Genomic DNA, 18104 nt, shown 5'->3' on the forward strand with positions numbered 1-18104 from the left:
GGTTTCTCCTGAGGTGAGCGACGAGGGATGGCTGTTCGGGGTGGGGGCCTGGGTCACCAGGCGTTGGCAGATCTGGCGTACTCGCCGGAGCGTGAGCAGGTGGCGTAGAACCCGTTGGTCTTGCCGTTCCAGGCGCCGCTGTTCGCGGTGGTGTTGCCACCCTGCGACCAGCTCCACCAGACGGATCCGTCGGAGACGTTGTGCAGGTCGCACGAGACGCCGCCACTGAAGCCGCTGGTCGTGACGTCGATCCACCAGCAGGTGGCGGCACAGGCGCTCTGGGCGCCCGGGCAGCCCGAGCCGGAGCACGACGCGCCCTTGCTGACCGACACGCTCAGGGGCGGCGGTGGGTTGGCGCCGGTGCGTGCCCCGTCGGAGTCGCTCCTGCCGGCACGTCCGTGGCCGCTCGCGTCGGTGACCGTCACGGTGTAGGTCACGCTCTGCGAGTAGCCGAGGGTCTCGCCGCCGGACTTGTTGAACGGGCCGTTGCCCGAGTCGCCCTGCGCGATCACGCCGTTCACCGAGCTGCGGACGGTCCAGTGCACGGGAGCACCGTTGGGATCCACCGAGATCGACCAGTTGGTGGTCCGGTCGCCGGTCGCCGGGCTGTCCGGGGTCGCGTTGATCGACACCGCACCGATCGGCCCGTACGTGACCACCTGCGCGGAGTTCGAGGTCGCGCACATGTTGGCCGCGCCGCCGTTGCACTCCCGCAGCGTCACCGTCGTGGTGCTGCCGTCCGGGAATCCGCTCAGGGTGCGGGTGACACCGCTCTGGCCGGCGGTCGGGAACGTCCAGGTGCCACAGGCGCCCGCGCTCGACTCACACGTGACCGTGTTGGACCTGCCGTGCGAGGCACCGACGTCGAAGGTGATCGTCGCCGTGCCGTCCTGGCCGGTCGGCTTGAGGCTGGTGATCACCGGTGCGTTGGGCGGGGCCGAGGCCTCGATCTGCGAGGCGTTGCCCCAGTCGGAGATGTGCGTGGCCTTGCCGGCTGCCGTGGTCTCCCGCGGGGAGTCGGCCTCGGCGTTCTTGGCCTGGACCCGGTAGCTGTAGACCGTGCCGTCGTTGGCGACCTCGTCGTTGCAGGAGGTGCCGGTGGCCCAGGCACAGACGATCGTGGTGCCGGGGCCACCGCTGCGCTCGACCTGGTAGGCGACCGGACCGGGGCCGTTGGCTCCGACCGGGGACCACGAGATGTTGATCGCCTTCGACGCGTTGCCCGGGCGGTTGGTCGGCGACAGCGAGGGGGCGCCCGGCGCGGCCGGCTTGCCGGCACCGGTGCCCGTGACGCTGGTCGACGGGCCGTTGTTGGTCTGGATGCCCTTCTTGTTGAGCGCCATGATCCTGACCGTGATCACGTCCCCGTTGGGGGCCGGGACGGTGGTCTGGAGCGTGCCCGCGGACAGGTCGCGCACGCCGCCGGGCCACGAGACGCGGTACTTCTGCACGTCGGAGCAGTCACAGGGAGCCGGCTTCGACCACTTCACCGTCAGCGCGTTGTCGCGCTGCAGGACGACGGCCGGGTCGAGCGGCGGGCCGGTCAGCGCGTCGGGCGTCGCCTTGGCGGTGTTGCTCCACTCCGACCAGCCGCCGTTCTGCTGCGTGGCGTTGTGGGCGCGGACCTTGAACGTGTAGGGGTCGCCGTTCTTGAGCCCGGTGACGCGGCACGGCGTGCCGGAGCAGTGGAACGTGCCGCTGGAGGGTCCGGAGTACTGGACCTCGTAGCCGTCGATCCGCTTGCCGTTGTTGTCGGGGGTGTGCCACGTGAGGGCGACCGTGTTGGCGAGCATCTCCTGTCCGGCCGCGAGACCCGACGGTGCGTCGGGGCGGGCGACGACGGCGAGCTCGACCTCGCCGGTCGCCTTCGGACGGCCGCTCGTGGTGCTGCCGCCGACGTCGCTGACCTCGAGGCGGTAGCGCATGACGCCATCGGTGTCGGGCTGCGGCGTGAAGGTGACCTTGCTTCCCTCGACGGAGCTCGTCGCGGAGGCACCGCCCTGGGCGGACACGGACGTGACCTTGATGTCCCGGCTGCTCGACGGCAGCGGCGAGGTGACGTAGCGCGCGACGTCGACCGTGACCGGCTTGCCGGCCTCGGTGTCGAGCTGGATCGGGGCGAGCTTCGGTGCCGGCAGGGCGACCACCCGCACCAGCAGCTTGCCGGAGGCGCTGTATCCCTTGGCGCCCACGGCGATGACGCCGGTGTCGCCACGGTGCGCATCGGCGCTCGCCTTCAGCTGCACGGAGCCGCCGTCGGTCGAGACGTCGACGCCCGTGACCTCCTGCTTCCAGTCGGCCGTGAAGGTCAGGTCGCGGGCCTGGCGCGGGTCGCTCGTCCACACGTGGCAGACCGAGGCGATGTCGATCGACTTGCTCACCCCGCCCTCGGGGACGTCGATCGGCAACGACGGACAGTTGATCACCGGCTTCAGCTCACCGACCTGCACCGGCACCGAGATGAACGCCGTGTGCGCCTCGGGGTCCGTCAGCTTCGCCCGGTCCGACACCTCGAACACCACCGAGCCGGGGCCCTCGCTCTTCGTCGAGGTCAGCGTCAGCGTGTCCTTGTCCTTGCCCTTCACCGACAGGCGGTCGGCCGGCGACGCGCTGATGCCGTCGACCGTGGTCAGCACCACCGGGTCACCCTCGGGATCCTCCACCAGGTCGCTCAGGTCGACGTCCGTGGTCGAGGAGGGATCCATGGAGATCGACGCACCCGGCTTCAGGTACGGAGTGCCCGTCGGCTTCGCCGGCACGTAGATCGCACCCGCCGCAGCGGCACCCTCGTCGTCCAGCACCCGGTAGGCGAGCACCTGCGCCACGTCCTTGACGGGGATGGTGACCTTGCCGTCGTGGATGGGCGGCTTCTCGCCGTCCTTCGACTCGCCGACGCCGGTGACCTCGTCGAGCTTCATCTTGTCCTCGGGTCCGTCCACGTCGAAGACGGCAGCGAGGACGTTGACCTCGACGGTGTCCGCGCCCGCCTTGGGGGTGGCGAAGAGGTCCCGGGTGACGGGCGGGTTGTCGTAGCCCTTGCGTCCCTCGATGGAGACGACACCGCGCGACTCGGCGAGGCCGTTGCTGATCGTGTAGATGACGTTGCGGGTCTTGCCGTCGTCGGGAGCGTGCACGCTCACGGGGCCCTGGTCGGACTGCAGCTTCGCGTCGGTGCCGTGGTCCTCGAGGGGCAGGATGTCGACGCGCGTGCCGGGCGTGCGCAGGTCGTTGCCGAGGGCGTCGACGTCGACGGTGCGCGAGGGGTCGGCCAGCCAGGAGTCGTTGACCGCCACCGGGGCCTGCGGCTCGCCGGCCTGCACCACGCCCACGCGGGCATGGCCGATGGCGGACTCGCCGAACTGGTCGGTCACCTCGTAGGTGAAGTCGTCGGTGCCGCTCGCATCCGGATACGCCTGGTAGGTCAGCGAGTTCGCACCGAACGCCAGGATCCGTCCCAGCTTCGGCGCCGTGGCCACGCCCGTCACTGCCACGGAGTCACCATCCGGGTCCGACCCGGTCGGCGGCAGCTTCAGCGTCACCAGGTCGCCCTGCACCACACGACCCTCCAGGGCCCGCGGGGTCGGCGCCAGGTCCGGGTTCTTCGCCGACGGCGCCGGCGTGATGTGCACCTTGAGCGTCCCCACCGCGGTCTCCGCGGTCGGGTCGCCGGTGTTCTCGACGACGTACTGGACATCGACATCCGTCGGACCGCTCACGTCAGCCGGGGCGACGTAGCGGACCTGGCGGCCCGACACGTACGCCGTGCCCACCTTCGGCAGCACCCGGAGCTCACCGATCGGCTCGACCGACGCGTCCAGCACCAGGCCCACCGGGTCACCCGACGGCGTCGCGTCGTTGTCGAGGACCGGCGCGGCCGCCGTGTCGCCGGCCCGCACCGTGATCCGGTCCGTCTGCGGGATCGGGGCGTTCTCCTTGCCGGAGAGGGCGTCGCGCTGGGTGACGTTGATCGACCCCTCAGCGGTCGCGTCGCCGTTGCTGATCGTGTAGGTCACCGACTGGCTCTTCGGCGACATGGTGCCGTCGACGGCGTTGACCCGGACCCAGCGGCCGTCGATGACAGCCACCTCGAGCTGGCTGTCGGGGCTGGACGGCTCGGCGTTCTGCACGACGAGCATGCGGCCGCGCGGGTCGAAGTCGTTGGCGAGCACGTCGATCGTCACCGGCGACAGGCCGTGCACCGCTGAGACGTCGGGAGTGGCCACCGGGCGGTTGCCCTCGGGGGTCGGGGCGGTGATGTCGACGCGGATCTTGCCGTCGGCGCGCGCGGCCGCCCCGAAGCCGGCGCGGTAGTCGAGGAAGTACGTGCCGGGCCGCGAGCCGGTGATGGTGACCTCGCCGGACTCCAGGTCGGTGTCGACGTCGAGGCCACCGGTCGGCGCGACGCGTCCGGCGAGCGCGAGCTTCGCCCCGGCATCGGAGCCGTCGGCACCCGGGATGTCGTTGTCGAGCGGCTTGAGCGTGATCGGGCCGCCGGCCTCGCCGGAGACGACGTCCGGCTCCGCCGTCGCCGGCTCGGTGCGGGTGCCCGCCGGGACGACGTCGACCTTCACCGAGCCGGGCACGGTCACCCCACCGGTGGTGACGGAGTAGCTGATCGTCTGGACGCCGCCCTTGCTTCCCGCCGACGCCTCGGCGCGGATCAGGCCCAGCGCGGTGGTGCTCACGTCGAGGTCACCACTCGCCTTCACGGACTGGACGACGACCGGGTCGCCGTACTGCTTGTCGCGCCAGTCGGGGGTCACCGCCATCTCCACCACGCCGCCGGCTGCGACGGGGTAGGTGTGCGCCTCGGCGTGCTCACGGAGCGCGGGCTTGCCGCTGCCGTTGTCGTTGCGCAGGGTCAGCCTGACCTCGCCGTCGTCCTGCGAGGTCTTCTTCCCGGTGCCGTCGCTGATCGTGTAGCGGAAGCTCGCGACGCCACTCGCGCCCGGGTCGACCGTCGCGAGCAGCGACTGGCGGTCCGGAGCGATGCGCACGTGGACGTCATCACGGGTGACGCCCTTGACGTCGACGATCGAGAGGATCCCGTCGGAGGCGATCAGGTCGTTGTCGAGGACGTTGAGCACCGTCGTACGGCCGTCGCGGGCGCCGAGCTCGTCGGTCTTGGCCTGCGGTGGCTGCGTGGTCTTCGACTCGGTCTTGTGCGACTTGTCGTCGTCCTTCTTGCTGGTCTCCTGGCGGAACGCCTCCCAGTTGGAGATCAGCTGCGGCTCGGAGTCGGTGACCGTCCAGGTCATGCCGCTCTTCTCGTCGTTGAGGACGATCTGGTTGCGGTTCACCCGGAAGACCAGCTCGGAACCGTCGTGGATGTCGAACGTGTTGACCGACGCCTTGGCGTCACCGCACGCCGAGACCAGCGTGCCGGTCTCGCCGCTCCCCCAGGCCGCGAACGCGCACCCGTTGGCCATCTCGACAGGGGCCGCGACGGAGGTCTGGGCACCGACCTTGGCTACCTCGCGCTTGCCGCCGCCGTCGACCGCGACGGCGACCAGCGCGTCGGGCGTCGCCACGAGCACGTCGTCGCTCCCCGGACCGGACTGCTGGAGGCGGGCGCCGGCGCCGACGTTGCCGAGGGAGTCGGAGGGCGTGAGCAGGTTGCCCTTCTCGTCGACCAGCACCGGCGTGCCGCCGACCACCGTCATCTGTGCGAGGCCACCCTCGTGGTCGCCGGAGAGGTCGTCGACCTCGGGCTTCTCGAACGTGTCCGCCGCGCGGCGCAGCGTGACGACCTTGCCGTCCTCGCCGGACGCGGCGTAGAGGGTGCCGTCGGTGCCGGCGGCACCGATCGCTCCGCCGCCGACGGTGGCCACCGGCTTGGCGTCCTTGGTGAGTCCCGTGAGCTGGGCGGTGCCACTGTCGGGGTCGACCGTCGAGGCCCAGAGCGTGCCGGTGGAGGGGTCGAGGGCACCGATGCTGCCGCCGCCGAAGAGGGTGTCCGAGCCGGCGGACGTGACCGCCTGCTCGTCGAGGCCCGTCGCCATCGCAGCGTCGATGGGGAGCAGCAAGCTGGAGGCCCGGTTCACCGAGATGACCGCCGAGCCGTCCTGGAGGACGTCGAGGTTGGGGTTGGAGGTGAACTCGCTGCCGTCGAAGACGCGCCCGTCGATCTGCGCGACCGGCACGTTCTGCCGACCGACCGCGCCCATCGCCTGGTTGGTCACCCAGACGCCGCCGTCGTTCAGCTCGGCCTTGTGCACCGGGTAGCCGTCAGCGTTGACCGCGTAGGTGACCAGGACGCCCGAGACGACCGCCAGCGCCGTCCACGACGCGACCGTCACCCTGTGGCGGCGAAGAAATGCCCGAGTACCAGCCCGAGAGCGCACGTCCATCCCCCTTGTGCGTTGCAAGTTCTGGGTCAAGGTATCTGCAAGCGGACTAGACGTCGATGGCGGAACGGTGAATTCGCCACGATCCGGATGGGGAGAACTACCCGGTCGCCCCGCGGCCCACGTGTGTCATGCAAGGCTCAGGCCCACATATAGTCCAACTGGACTAGACGGCGGTGGGGTGAGCACGGAAGCCTGTCTGTCCCGAACGGACGAACGACGGGGATCCGCACCGGCCGGTGCATCACGGGAGAGCAGGTGGCTGTGCAGCTGGAGATGGGGGCGGCGTCCCACGTCGGCGCGGTCCGGGCCCTCAACGAGGACGCCTGCCTGGCCGCCACGCACCTGGCCGTGGTCGCCGACGGCATGGGCGGGCACGCGCGCGGCGACGTCGCGAGCCGACTCACCGTCGACGCGTTCCGTCCCCTCGCCGGTCGCCGCGACCTCTCCGCCGACGACGTACGCCGTGCGGTCGTCGCCGCCAACGCGGCCCTCCTCGCCGACGCCCGGACCAACCCGGAGCACGACGGCATGGGGACGACGCTGACCGGCATCGCCCTGATCGACCACTTCGGCTCTCCGCACTGGCTGGTCTTCAACGTCGGCGACTCGCGGGTCTACCGCCTCGGCGACGGCGGCATCCGGCTGCTCACCCACGACCACTCCGAGGTCCAGGAGCTCGTGGACGCCGGCCGGCTGACCGATGAGCAGGCGCGCATCCACCCGCTCCGCAACATCGTGACCCGGTCCCTGGGCTCCGACCCCGCGCCCGAGGTCGACGTCTGGATCTTCCCCCCGGCCGCGGGCGACACGTTCCTGCTGTGCTCGGACGGCCTCACCAACGAGCTCGACGACGCCACGATCCTGCAGATCGGCCGCGACTCCGCCTCCCCCGAGTCGGGAGCGGCACGGCTGGTCGCAGCGGCGGTCGAGGCCGGCGGCCGCGACAACGTCACGGCAGTCATCGTGCGCCTGCCCGGCACCGACCTCGCCGACGACGCCGCACTGGCGACGACCGGCCCACGCGCCCGCTTCCTGGAGGACGAGCGATGACCACCACGTTCACGCCCGGCGAGGCCGTGGCGATCTGCGGCGAGAGTGCCCGGATGCTCGTCGGCATCCGGATCGACGACCCGCGCCTCCCCCAGCTCTGGGACGCCGTCCGGCCGTCGTCCGCGACCGCCGTCGACGGTGTGCTCGGGCTGCTGCTCGACGAAGGCTTCGGCGCGATGCCGGCCTTCGCGGTCGTCACCGGTGACGCCGCGACCGCCCGGGTCGTGGTCCGCCACCCCGCGGTGGTCGAGGCGGTCGTGGACGGCACGCCCGTCACGCTGACCGCGACCCCCGGTGGGACCTGGGCCGACGTGACCCTCGAGGGCGCCACGTCGTTCGTGCTGCGGGCGGACGCGGGGGTCGGCACCACGGTCCAGCTGCCGCTTCACGTCGGTGTCACGCCTGCGGGCGCGGTCACGGTGGCGGTGGCCTCTGCGGATGCCGCGCTCGCGCCGGACGAGGCCGCCCCGATCGCATCCCCGACCGTCGATGAGGAGCGCTCACAGGGCGAGGTCGCAGCGGCGACCCCTCCCCGGGCGACCACTCCCGGTGCCCCGCAGCGTGAGCCGGTCACCGCGCCGGCCGAGGACGTGCCCGACGACGTGGCCGACGAGCTCGACGAGCCGACCGGCGACGCGGCCGACGACCCCGACCCACTGGCGGCGCGGGCGCAGACGTTCCATGCACTGCTGACCTCGGACACCTCCGACCGTGATGCGCTCCTGGCCCAGCTGGCCGAGGAGCCCGCGGAACCCGACGCACCTGCAACCACCGCGGTCGACGAGGAGGTGTCCGCGCCGGCGACCTCGCTGACGGCGGTGTGGAAGGCCGACGACCCGGTCGCGTCCGATGACCAGACGGATGAGGCGGACGAGCCCGAGGAGGCGGCCACGCCGGCCGCCGGCTCAGCTCCCGCTCCTGCTCCTGCTCCCAGCAACGGACTCATCGACGGTGTCCCGTGGCTCAGGGGCGACTGGACCCCTCCGCCGGCCGAGGAGCGTCGTGCGCCGTCGTTCGAGACTCCGGCGCGGCCGGCCCCGCCGCCCGCTCCCGCCGCGAAGCAGCCGGAGCCGGCGGCCGAGGGACGCGAGCAGCAGACGCTCAACCGTGCCGACCTGCTCAAGGAGCTCGGGTCGGCTGGCATCGTCGGACCGAGCGTGCTCGCGGTCGACTGCCCGGCCGGGCACCCCACGCCTGCGCACGAGCCGACCTGCCGGCTGTGCGGCACGCCGGTGAGCGACAGCCAGGAGCCCCGCCAGATCCCGCGGCCCGCGCTGGGTGCGCTGGTGCTGGCCAACGGTGACCGCCTCGTGCTCGACAAGGACGCGGTCCTGGGCCGTGCGCCGTTCGAGCCGGAGGGGTCAACCGAACGCCCCCACCTGCTCCGCGTCGGCGAGTCCGGCGAGATCAGCCGCCAGCACGCCCGGATCACCCTCGACGGCTGGCACGTCATCGTGCGCGACCTGGGCACGGCCAACGGCACGACGCTGACCCTGCCCGGCGGCTCGCCGCAGCAGCTGCGGGCCCACGAGGACTACCAGCTCGAGAACGGCGCCGAGATCGGCATCGCCGACATCGTGACGCTGCGCTACGAGGTGAGGCCGTGAGCGCCGACGAGCGGGGCCCCGAGCTCCCCGGCCTGGAGTTCCAGCACAAGCTGGGATCGGGCGGGTTCTCCGACGTCTACCTGTACGAGCGGCAGCGGCCGCGCATGCAGGTCGCGGTGAAGGTACTCAAGGCCGACATCATGGACGCCGCACAGCGGGCCCAGTTCGTGGCCGAGGCGGACACGATGGGCGAGCTCGCCGAGCACCCCTACATCGTCCCGGTCCTCGGCGCCGGCACGGCATCGGACGGCCGGCCCTACCTCGAGATGCGCTACTACCCCGGGCCCGACCTGGCCGAACGGGTCAAGGCGCAGCCGCTGTCGGTGCCCGACGCGCTGAAGATGGGCATCCAGCTGGCGAGCGCGATCGAGACCGCGCACCGGGCCGGGATCATCCACCGCGACATCAAGCCGCAGAACGTCCTGATCAGCTCCTACGGCGTGCCCGGCCTGACCGACTTCGGCATCGCCGGCCGCCCCGGTGACGCCGACGAGGACGAGAACGTCGGCGTCTCGATGCCGTGGTCCCCTCCCGAGGTCCTCACCGGCGCCTCCAACGGCTCGCAGGCCTCCGACGTCTACTCCCTCGGCGCCACGCTGTGGAACCTCCTGGTCGGGCGGTCGCCGTTCAGCATCCCGGGCGACGACAACTCGCAGCGGGCGCTCTTCACCCGCATCGTGCACTCCAAGCCGCCGATGACCGGCCGCGCCGACGTGCCGAGCAGCCTCGAGCGGCTGCTGGCGCAGGCGATGGCGAAGAAGCCGGAGCACCGTCCGCGCAGTGCGATGGACCTGGCCCGCCACCTGCAGCGGGTGGAGCAGGAGCTGCGGCTGGCCCGCACCGAGATCGTCGTCCTCGAGCACACCCACGACGCGGTCCGGGGCGCGGGCAGCGAGCCGTTCTCACAGACCCCGACGCAGACGCTTCCCGAGACGACGCCCGAGGGTGCCGAGCGGACGACCCTGCGTGTGCCGGTGGCCCCGTCCACCCCCGTTCAGGGACCACCGTCGGGCGGCAGCGCACCGACGGCCCGCCGGCCCGTGCGGGCCACGACGGGCGACGCGCCGACGACCGCCCGACCGACCCGGGCCGCACCGGGAACGGCACCGGGAACGGCGCCGGGAGCGGCGTCGCGGGCTGCGTCGGGAGCGGCGCCGACGACCGCCCGGCCGACGCGGCCCACCGGCGCGCCACCTGCCAGCGTGGGCGCAGGAGCTGCATCCGGGGCCGCCCCGACCATGGCCCGGCCGGCCCGAGCCGCAGCTCCTGCCGCTGCCCCGACGGCCGCGCGTCCGGTGCGTGCGGACGAGCGGCCGCGCGGCGACGGGTCCGAGGGCGCCACCGGAACCGGCCGCTGGCTCGCGATCGGCGCAGCCGTGGCGCTGCTCGCGGCGTCCGTCGCGATCGGCGCTTTCCTCTCCCGCGGCGGTGACGCGGACGAGCCGAAGCCCGGCACGCTCACGCAGGGCGGCGGGGCGAGCGGCCCGGCCGACGTCAACGTGGACCTGGACCCGGCCATCCCCGTGGTCCGGGTGGTGAAGGTCGCCGGCGACAAGGTCACCTTCGCCTGGGACCGTGAGCAGAAGGGCGACTGGTTCCAGTACGAGGTCGTCTCGAGCAACGGCGCGGTCGCCCGCCAGTGGAAGCGCACGGACAAGACGTCCGCGACCGTGACCGCGCTCCCCGACGGCGTCACCTGCATCGCGGTGCAGGCCCGCCGGGGCACGTCCGGTTCCACCGACGCCGGCCGAAAGTGCGCGAGGTGACGGCGTGAAGGCGACGGTCGACTACTGCGGCGAGATCCACGAGGTGACCGCCGACGCCCAGGTCTGCGTCGGTCGCGAGGGCGACCTCGTGATCGACGACAACCCCTACCTGCACCGACGCTTCCTGGAGTTCACCTACGTCGACGGACTGCTGTGGCTCGCCAACGTCGGCAACGCACTGACGGCGACGATCGCCGACGGCCACGGCCTGGTGCAGACGTGGCTCTCCCCCGGCGCCCGCGTGCCGCTGGTCTTCCCGCACTGCGTCGTGTGGTTCACGGCCGGCCCGACGACCTACGAGCTCGACGTCTCGCAGGACGCGGCGCCGTTCGCCACCGCCGTGGAGGAGCAGCCCGGCGACGGCGCCACGACCATGGGCCGGGTCAGCTTCACCCCTGACCAGCGCCTGCTGATCCTCGCCCTGGCCGAGGACATCCTCCGTCGGGGCAACCGGGGCGCGGGCGCCATCCCGCACTCCCGCACCGCCGCGGAGCGGCTCGGCTGGACGACGACGAAGTTCAACCGCAAGCTCGACAACGTCTGCGAGAAGCTCGCGAAGATGGGCGTCCGTGGTCTGGTCGGCAGCACCGAGCGCACGGCGAGCAACCGCCGCGTGCGGCTGGTCGAGTACGCCCTTGCGGCACGGCTGGTGACCATGGACGACCTGGTCTGGCTGGACTCGATCGACGCCTGAGGTCACCCTCAGGCTGACCGGTCAGAGTTCCCGCTCAGCGAGCCCGGCGGCCGCGGAGCACCGGCCGCTCGACGTACCTCCAGGTGAGGGCGGCGAGCACGTAGGTGACCGCGACGACTGACGCGACGTTGGCCAGGAAACCGACCGTCGTCTGGGGCGCGGTCCAGCCGAGGCGGCCGAACAGCAGGATCACCGGCAGGTGCCAGAGGTAGACGCTGTAGGAGATCTCGCCGGCCCAGTGCACGGGAGGCGCCGCGAAGAAGCCGGCGACCCGGCCCAGGCCCCGACCCGGCGGCCGTGTCGCGATGAGCAGGACGACGCCTGCCCAGAAGAGTCCCCAGCCGGTGTCGTACCAGGTGGGCAGCAGGGCAGCGACGGCCAGCCCACCGAGCACGAGAGCGGCGATGGCGCCGAGCCGCGCCACCGTGCGCGAGGTACCTCGCCAGCGGACGAACAGCACGGCACAGCCCATGCCGATGCCGAGCAGGTCCGCCTGCACGAGCACCGAACGGGCGAAGACGGCCTGCCAGGTCGGTCCCCAGTCGGCGAAGAACGCCTCGACCGGGTTCATGCCGGCCAGCACGAGGTGGACGTGCACCCACTTGGCCACGAGGCCGGTCGCGACCAGCAGCACCGGGCCGGTCCACGCCACCACCGGAGCGGGTACGCCGAGGCGGCGCGTGCCCAGCGCGAAGGCCAGCCCGGCGAGCGCCGGCAGCAGCAGGTAGAAGCAGAGCTCGACCGTCAGCGTCCATGCCGGCCCGATGCCGGTCATCACGGTGCCGGGCAGCAGGGTCTGCAGCAGCGAGCCGTTGACGACGGTGAGGACCGGGTGGGTCCAGAGCCAGCCGGTCTCCGGGAGCGTCGGAGGCATGCCAGCGTCGACGCGGAACGGCGCGACCGTGGCGACGCCCAGCACGAATCCCGACGCCCCCAGCACCAGGAGGTACGCCGGCACGATGCGCCGCACCCGGTTGGCGGCGTACCGACCGACGCGCGCGGGCTGTCCGGCGAAGCCGGCCGCCACGAAGGGGCGGTAGAGCAGGAACGCCGACAGCACGAAGAACATGACCAGGAAGAGCGGTGCCCGCTGGATCAGCGACGGCAGCGGACCCAGCGGCGCCGCGGTGCCGAGGTTGAGCCAGACGTGGGCGATGACGATCGCCAGGGCACCGAGGCCCCGCAGGCCGTCCATGCCGGCGAGGCGCCCGGCTCCGACGGCGTCGGGGGAAATGCGGTGCGGGCCCGGACCGGCAACCGGTCCGGGCCCGCTCACGAAGGTCAACGCGGGTCGTCCGTCAGGCGGAGGCAGACGCAGCCTGGACGGCGACCGTGCCGTCGCCGTGGTCGTCGTCGCACTCGCAACGGCCGTAGTCGTCCTCGAGCCGGACGATGTCGTCCTCACCCGTGTAGGCACCGCGCTGGACCTCGATGATCACGAGCTCCTCGGCGTGCTGGTTGGTGATGCGGTGGGCGGCACCCTGGGCGACGTCGATCGACTCACCCGGGCCGGCGATGACGTCCTTGCCGTCGACGACGCAGGTCGCGATGCCGAAGATGACCACCCAGTGCTCGGAGCGGTGCTTGTGCGTCTGGTAGCTCAGCCGCTGGCCGGGCTTCACGTGGATTCGCTTCACCTTGTAGCCGGCGGCCTCGTCGATCGTGTGCCACGAACCCCACGGGCGCTCGGCGTAGTCGGTCACCATCGCGGTGTTTTCCTCCACTGTCTTCCCCGTCCTTCTGAACGCGCCAAGCGTACGCGCAGAACGTGACCGTTGGTCGCGGCTCTGCCGAACGTTCGCGGTCTTGTCACGTTACCCCGCGCCGATAACCGGGACATTTCAGACAGGGACGGGGCTCAGCGCAGGTTCGGGCGGACGTGAAGGCCGATCTCCGGGTCGACGACGACCTCCTGGGCGGCCGGCATGCCGTCGACGCTCAGCACCGCGTCGACCGGGACGTTGCGCTTGACCAGGGCCAGCGCGATCGGCCCCAGCTCGTGGTGGCGGGCCGAGGTGCCGACGACGCCGACCTCCTTCTCGCCGTGCAGCAGGGGCGTGCCGACCGCGGGGAGCCGGTTCTCCGAGCCGTCGAGGTGGAGCAGCACGAGGCGGCGCGGCGGCCTCCCGAGCGTGTGCACGCGGGCCACGGTCTCCTGACCGCGGTAGCAGCCCTTCTCCAGGTGTACCGCCGCCTCGCCGAGCTCACCCGGCACCGAGGACGCCGGCACCCAGCCGACCTCGTTGGGGATCGTGCGGTGGTCGGTGTCGAGCCCGAGACGCGGCTCGCCGCGCTCGATGCGGAGGGCCTCGAAGGCCCACAGGCCCGCGGCAGGGCCGGCCGCCTCGGCGTACGACGCGAGGCGCTCGCGCGGCACGAACTCGTACTTGCCCTCGCCGGCCCCCGTGGCCCGCCAGGCGACCGCGAGCTCGTCGGTGGCGTCGGCGACCTCGACCCGGGTCATGAAGACCATGCGGCCGAGGAAGGCGCGCAGCGCCTCGCCGGCACCCGGCTCGGTGTGCGCGAGGAACGCCTCGCCGTCGTCGACTCCGGTGAAGGCGTGCTCGACGTGCCCCTGCGGGCTGAGGATCAGTGCCGTGACCCAGCGCCCGGCCGGCAGGTCGGTGAAGTGCTGGGTGGTCAGGTTGTGCAGCCACGAGAGCCGCTCGGGTCCGGAGATCCGGACGACGTCACGGTTCGACAGGTCGACGAACCCCTCGCCCCCGGCGAGCAGGCGCTGCTCGCCGTTGAAGGACCCGTAGTGCGCCGCGACGGGCGCGTCGATGCCGTCGCCGGCGACCGCGCCGGGGAGGTCGAGGAGGGGGCTGCGCCGGATGTCACTCACCCGACAAGACTACGGTCAGGCCGGAACGACGAGCTGGTCGGCCGCCGCGAGCGGGGCCGCGACGCGCAGGTGCTCCGGCATCCAGTGGAGGGCGAAGTCACCGGCCTCGTCTGCCAGCCGTGCGGCTGCGGCCATCGTCCGCCAGCGCTCGACCAGCGGGCTCGAGGCAGCGGTCGCGAGCCAGTGGTGCGCCGTGCGACGGGCGATGTCCTGGGCCAGCTCGTGCACGTCGACGTCGGTGTCGAAGGTCAGGGTGAGCACGGTGTAGTCGCCGTCATCGAGCTGGATGACGAGGCGCAGCGCGTCGCCGCGGAGGAAGCCGTGCCCCGCAGAGGCGCCGACGGCGACGATCCAGTCGAGGCGGACGTGGCCGGCCAGGATGCAGTCGGCGGCCGGTCGGCCGCCCGTGAAGACCACGCGCGCATCCGTGACGAGGACGTCGACACCGCCGCGGCGTACGACGATCCCGTCGCGCACGTGCCCGTCGCGCTGGGTGCGGATCGCCAGCGAGCGGGCCTCGAGGTCACGCACGGCGCCGTCCTCGTCGCGCAGCACGACCGGGAGCTCGGAGCCGGCCGGGTTCACGACCGGGTAGAGCTCGTCGGCCATCAGGCGGTGGGACCGGAGGGCGACAGGGAACGGCACGGCAGAACTCACTCACGTGGGACGGAAGCGTCCCCCGATGGACACCTTGGCGATGCCCGCTATCCAACTTTTCCGACACGTGCCGTGCAAGGCACAAGCGCTGTGAGACCGCGCACATCGGACATCCCGGACCAGGCTCGCTGATCGCGGCGATCGCCGGGCGACCGCTCAGCGGCAGTCCCGGCAGGTGCCGAAGACCGTCAGGTGGCCGACGTCCGGCACGAACCCGTGGTCGGTGTCGAGTCGGTCGAGCAGCGGGCCGAGCAGCTCGGGCCCCACCGAGATGACCGTCCCGCAGGTGCGGCACACGAGGTGGAAGTGCTCGTGGTCTCCGACGGAGTGGTACGTCGGGGCGCGGTCGCTGAGGTGCGCGTGCCGCACGAGCCCGAGCTCCTCGAGGACCTCGAGGTTGCGGTAGACGGTCGACAGGCTGAGCGACGGCTGGGCCTCACGGGCGGCGACCAGGACCTCGTCCGGCGTCGCGTGCCCGAGTCGCTCGACGGCGTCGAGGACGAGGCGGCGCTGCGGGGTGAGCCGCTTGCCGGCCCCCTTGAGCCGGTCGCCGAGGTCCATCAGCCCTTGGCGCGCTGCAACCGCGCCCACAGGTGCGGGGTGAGCGGCTGGTCCATGGCGGCCATGTCATAGGCGTAGAGCAGGTCACCCTCGACGTTGCCGTAGAGGCGCTTGCCGCCCTGGACCGGCTTGGCGGTCTCGGTGGCACCGACCGCGTCGGTCACGATCTCGAGCTTGCCGCCCTCGGCGTTGCCGACGTAGATCTCCACGAGGCCGGTGTTGTGCGCCAGCACGAGCTCGACCTTCCCGACACCCATGCCGGTCTGCTTGCAGCGCAGGAAGCCGGTCTCGATGGCCGCCTTGCGCACCTCCTCGCCCGTCTCGGGGTCGATGATCCAGCTGCGCGCCATGTAGTGGAAGAACGGGCGCCCGTCGTGCGTGAAGATCAGCTCCTGGCCGAACTGGAAGCCCTCGATCGTCGGGAAGTCACCGTGGCCGTTGCCGCGCCACGTGCCGAGCATCCAGGCCACGGGGCCCATGTCGGGGTGCAGGTCGGAAGGAAGCTCGAACACCATGGCGCGCAGTGTAGTTCGCGGGCCACCCGCACCCGCGGCCGGCAGGCGCAGACCCGGGCCGTGGCTCCGATCCGACCCGGCGCGCCTACGCTTGGCGCATGCGAGCGCTGAGGATCAAGGTCACCTGCGGCCCGGAGGACCCCGAACGCTGCAACCAGGCGTTCACGGTCGCGGCTACCGCCGTCGCCGCCGGCGCCGACGTGGGCCTCTGGCTCACCGGCGAGGCCGCATGGTTCGGCGTGGCGGGGCGCGCCGAGGCATTCGAGCTCCCGCTCGCCGCTCCCCTCGCCGACCTGCGCGACGCGGTGCTCGCGGGCGGTCAGGTGACGGTGTGCACGCAGTGTGCCGACCGTCGCGGCATCACCGCCGCCGACCTGATCCCCGGCGTCCGGGTGGCCGGCGCCGCCGTGTTCACCGAGGAGATCCTCGGCGACGGCGTCCAGGCACTCGTCTACTGACGACCCCGCCCCCGGCGAGCGAGCCTGCCGGGCGGACAGCTCCCGTCAGTACGCGCCGCGGCTCATGACGACCGCGCGGGCGGTCTTGAGCATGATGATGACGTCGCTGACGATCGACCAGTTGTCGACGTAGTAGAGGTCCATGCGGACCGCCTCCTCGAAGGGGAGGTCCGAGCGCCCGGAGATCTGCCACAGGCCGGTGAGGCCGGGGCGCACCAGCATGCGGCGGTGCATCTCGGGCGGATAGAGCTCCACCTCGCGAGCCAGCGGCGGGCGCGGCCCGACGAGCGACATGTCGCCGCGCAGGACGTCGAAGAGCTGCGGAAGCTCGTCGAGGGACCACTTGCGGATCGGCCCGCCGACCTTCGTCACGCGCGGGTCGTTGCGCATCTTGAAGAGCACGTCGTCGACGTCGTTGAAGTCGCTGAGCTCCGCCAGCTTCTCGTCGGCGTCGACCACCATCGAGCGGAACTTCGTCATCTTGAACGTCGTGCCGTTGCGGCCCATCCGCTCCTGGCGGAAGAAGACCGGGCCGCGGTCGCCCAGCTTCACCGCGAGAGCGATGGCGATCATCAGGGGCGACAGCAGGAGCAGCATCAGCGACGCCACGACGATGTCGAAGGCCCGCTTGGCGAGGCCACCGGCACGACGTACGCCGGGCTCCTCGATGTGGACCAGCGGCAGGCCGGCCAGGTGCCGCATGTGGACGCGCGGACCCGCGACGTCGATCAGCGAGGGGACGACGACCAGGTCGACGTTGCGGCCCTCGAGCTCCCAGCCGATCTGGCGCAGCGCGCGGGACGTCGACGTGCCGCCGCCGCCCACGAGGACGGTGTGGGCGTCGGTGAGCTCGCACGCCTCGACGATCGACTCGACACCACCGAAGAGCGGGACGGGGAGGCTGACGTCGGCGGCCTCGCGGCCGAGGCCGGGCACACAGGTGCCGACGACCTGGAAGCCGAGCTGGGGGGTGCGCCCGAGCTGGGTCATCAGCTCGTCGAGCGCCCCGGGCTCGCAGACGGCGACCACGCGGGTCAGGAGGTGGCCGCGCCGACGGGCACCGTGCACCACCTTGCGCACCGCGTAGCGGCCGGCCAGGAGGCCGAGCACCCCGCAGCCGAAGTAGAGGACCACGAACGCACGGTCCATGTGCTGGTCGCCCAGGAAGGCCACCGCACCCAGCAGCCCCGCCGCGACGCAGCTGCTGGAGACGACGAGCTGGAACTCCTCGTAGCCCGCCCCGAGGACCCGTCGGCGGTAGGCGCCCCGGAAGCAGAGCGTGCCGAGCCACAGGAGAGCGATCCACGGCGTCACGACGATGTCACGGATGTCGGCGACCGGCCCGTCGGGCAGGTACGGCTCGACGAGCCCGGTGAACGTGTGGGCGAGGAGGCCCGCTGCGGCCAGGACGGTGACGTCGAGGCCGGCGGCAGCCAGCATGACCAGGCGCAGCTGGCGCACGAGCGACACCTGTCGCTGCGCCACCACCGCACTCGGTCGCTCGGCGAGATAGGTCACCCTGATCGAGTCCCTTCACGAAGACCCCCCGGTCACAACGAAAACGAGCCTATGCCGCCGGGGTCACGTGTGTATCGCGAATG

Annotated in this window: 13 protein-coding genes; 5 read left to right on the forward strand and 8 right to left on the reverse strand. The window is 72.1% G+C overall.

All coding sequences use genetic code 11. The annotated features are described in order from the left end of the window. Nucleotides 1-53 precede the first annotated feature (53 nt). On the reverse strand, nucleotides 54-6299 hold the full coding sequence (locus Q5722_RS05555) for an Ig-like domain-containing protein (protein WP_305027214.1): 6246 nt from the start codon (nucleotides 6297-6299) through the stop codon (nucleotides 54-56). 306 nt (nucleotides 6300-6605) lie between these two features. On the opposite strand from Q5722_RS05555, the gene Q5722_RS05560 reads away from it, so the two are divergent. Genes Q5722_RS05560 through Q5722_RS05575 form a run of 4 tightly spaced genes read left to right on the forward strand, consistent with a single transcriptional unit; the run spans nucleotide 6606 to nucleotide 11467 of the window. Further along, the gene (locus Q5722_RS05560) at nucleotides 6606-7400 is read left to right on the forward strand and encodes a PP2C family protein-serine/threonine phosphatase (RefSeq protein ID WP_305027215.1); all 795 of its coding nucleotides are present in this window, start codon (nucleotides 6606-6608) and stop codon (nucleotides 7398-7400) included. After that, nucleotides 7397-9007, forward strand: coding sequence for an FHA domain-containing protein (locus tag Q5722_RS05565; protein ID WP_305027216.1), 1611 nt, complete (start codon nucleotides 7397-7399; stop codon nucleotides 9005-9007). Before Q5722_RS05560 ends, Q5722_RS05565 begins: the two co-directional genes overlap by 4 nt. Next, nucleotides 9004-10773 carry a serine/threonine-protein kinase gene (locus Q5722_RS05570; RefSeq protein WP_305027217.1) on the forward strand — a complete coding sequence of 590 codons (1770 nt, stop codon included), beginning with the start codon at nucleotides 9004-9006 and terminating at the stop codon, nucleotides 10771-10773. The genes Q5722_RS05565 and Q5722_RS05570 overlap by 4 nt, the downstream gene beginning before the upstream one ends. Before the next feature lie 4 nt (nucleotides 10774-10777). Further along, nucleotides 10778-11467, forward strand: coding sequence for a hypothetical protein (locus Q5722_RS05575; RefSeq protein ID WP_305027218.1), 690 nt, complete (start codon nucleotides 10778-10780; stop codon nucleotides 11465-11467). A 34-nt stretch (nucleotides 11468-11501) separates the two neighbouring features. On the opposite strand, the gene Q5722_RS05580 is transcribed toward Q5722_RS05575, so the two are convergent. The 6 genes from Q5722_RS05580 to Q5722_RS05605 form a co-directional block, all read right to left on the reverse strand. Then, a complete protein-coding gene (locus Q5722_RS05580) occupies nucleotides 11502-12662 on the reverse strand; it encodes an acyltransferase family protein (RefSeq protein WP_305027219.1) in 1161 nt (386 codons plus the stop codon). A gap of 103 nt (nucleotides 12663-12765) precedes the next feature. Further along, nucleotides 12766-13191 (reverse strand): phosphomannose isomerase type II C-terminal cupin domain, encoded by a 426-nt coding sequence (locus Q5722_RS05585; RefSeq protein ID WP_305027220.1) that lies wholly within the window; start codon nucleotides 13189-13191, stop codon nucleotides 12766-12768. A 134-nt stretch (nucleotides 13192-13325) separates the two neighbouring features. Continuing rightward, on the reverse strand, nucleotides 13326-14312 hold the full coding sequence (ygfZ, locus tag Q5722_RS05590; RefSeq protein ID WP_305027221.1) for a CAF17-like 4Fe-4S cluster assembly/insertion protein YgfZ: 987 nt from the start codon (nucleotides 14310-14312) through the stop codon (nucleotides 13326-13328). Nucleotides 14313-14327: 15 nt separating this feature from the next. Continuing rightward, a complete protein-coding gene (locus Q5722_RS05595) occupies nucleotides 14328-14957 on the reverse strand; it encodes a hypothetical protein (RefSeq protein WP_305027222.1) in 630 nt (209 codons plus the stop codon). 168 nt (nucleotides 14958-15125) lie between these two features. After that, nucleotides 15126-15530, reverse strand: a complete 405-nt coding sequence (locus Q5722_RS05600) for a Fur family transcriptional regulator (protein ID WP_305027224.1) — start codon at nucleotides 15528-15530, stop codon at nucleotides 15126-15128. Next, nucleotides 15530-16045: a heme-binding beta-barrel domain-containing protein gene (locus Q5722_RS05605; protein ID WP_305027225.1), complete on the reverse strand. Its 516-nt coding sequence runs from the start codon at nucleotides 16043-16045 to the stop codon at nucleotides 15530-15532. The genes Q5722_RS05600 and Q5722_RS05605 overlap by 1 nt, the downstream gene beginning before the upstream one ends. Before the next feature lie 98 nt (nucleotides 16046-16143). On the opposite strand from Q5722_RS05605, the gene Q5722_RS05610 reads away from it, so the two are divergent. Continuing rightward, the gene (locus tag Q5722_RS05610) at nucleotides 16144-16503 is read left to right on the forward strand and encodes a DsrE family protein (RefSeq protein WP_305027226.1); all 360 of its coding nucleotides are present in this window, start codon (nucleotides 16144-16146) and stop codon (nucleotides 16501-16503) included. Between the two features lie 45 nt (nucleotides 16504-16548). On the opposite strand, the gene Q5722_RS05615 is transcribed toward Q5722_RS05610, so the two are convergent. After that, nucleotides 16549-18021 carry a sugar transferase gene (locus Q5722_RS05615; protein WP_305027227.1) on the reverse strand — a complete coding sequence of 491 codons (1473 nt, stop codon included), beginning with the start codon at nucleotides 18019-18021 and terminating at the stop codon, nucleotides 16549-16551. Nucleotides 18022-18104: the final 83 nt, after the last annotated feature.

Source organism: Nocardioides jiangxiensis, assembly GCF_030580915.1.
Taxonomy (GTDB): domain Bacteria; phylum Actinomycetota; class Actinomycetes; order Propionibacteriales; family Nocardioidaceae; genus Nocardioides; species Nocardioides jiangxiensis.

Excerpts from the sequence above, each read along its gene's own strand:
- Q5722_RS05605 (WP_305027225.1), bottom strand. The coding sequence starts at position 16,045 with ATGGTGTTCGAGCTTCCTTCCGACCTGCACCCCGACATGGGCCCCGTG.
- Q5722_RS05565 (WP_305027216.1), top strand. The coding sequence starts at position 7,397 with ATGACCACCACGTTCACGCCCGGCGAGGCCGTGGCGATCTGCGGCGAG.
- Q5722_RS05580 (WP_305027219.1), bottom strand. The coding sequence starts at position 12,662 with ATGGACGGCCTGCGGGGCCTCGGTGCCCTGGCGATCGTCATCGCCCAC.
- Q5722_RS05610 (WP_305027226.1), top strand. The coding sequence starts at position 16,144 with ATGCGAGCGCTGAGGATCAAGGTCACCTGCGGCCCGGAGGACCCCGAA.
- Q5722_RS05600 (WP_305027224.1), bottom strand. The coding sequence starts at position 15,530 with ATGGACCTCGGCGACCGGCTCAAGGGGGCCGGCAAGCGGCTCACCCCG.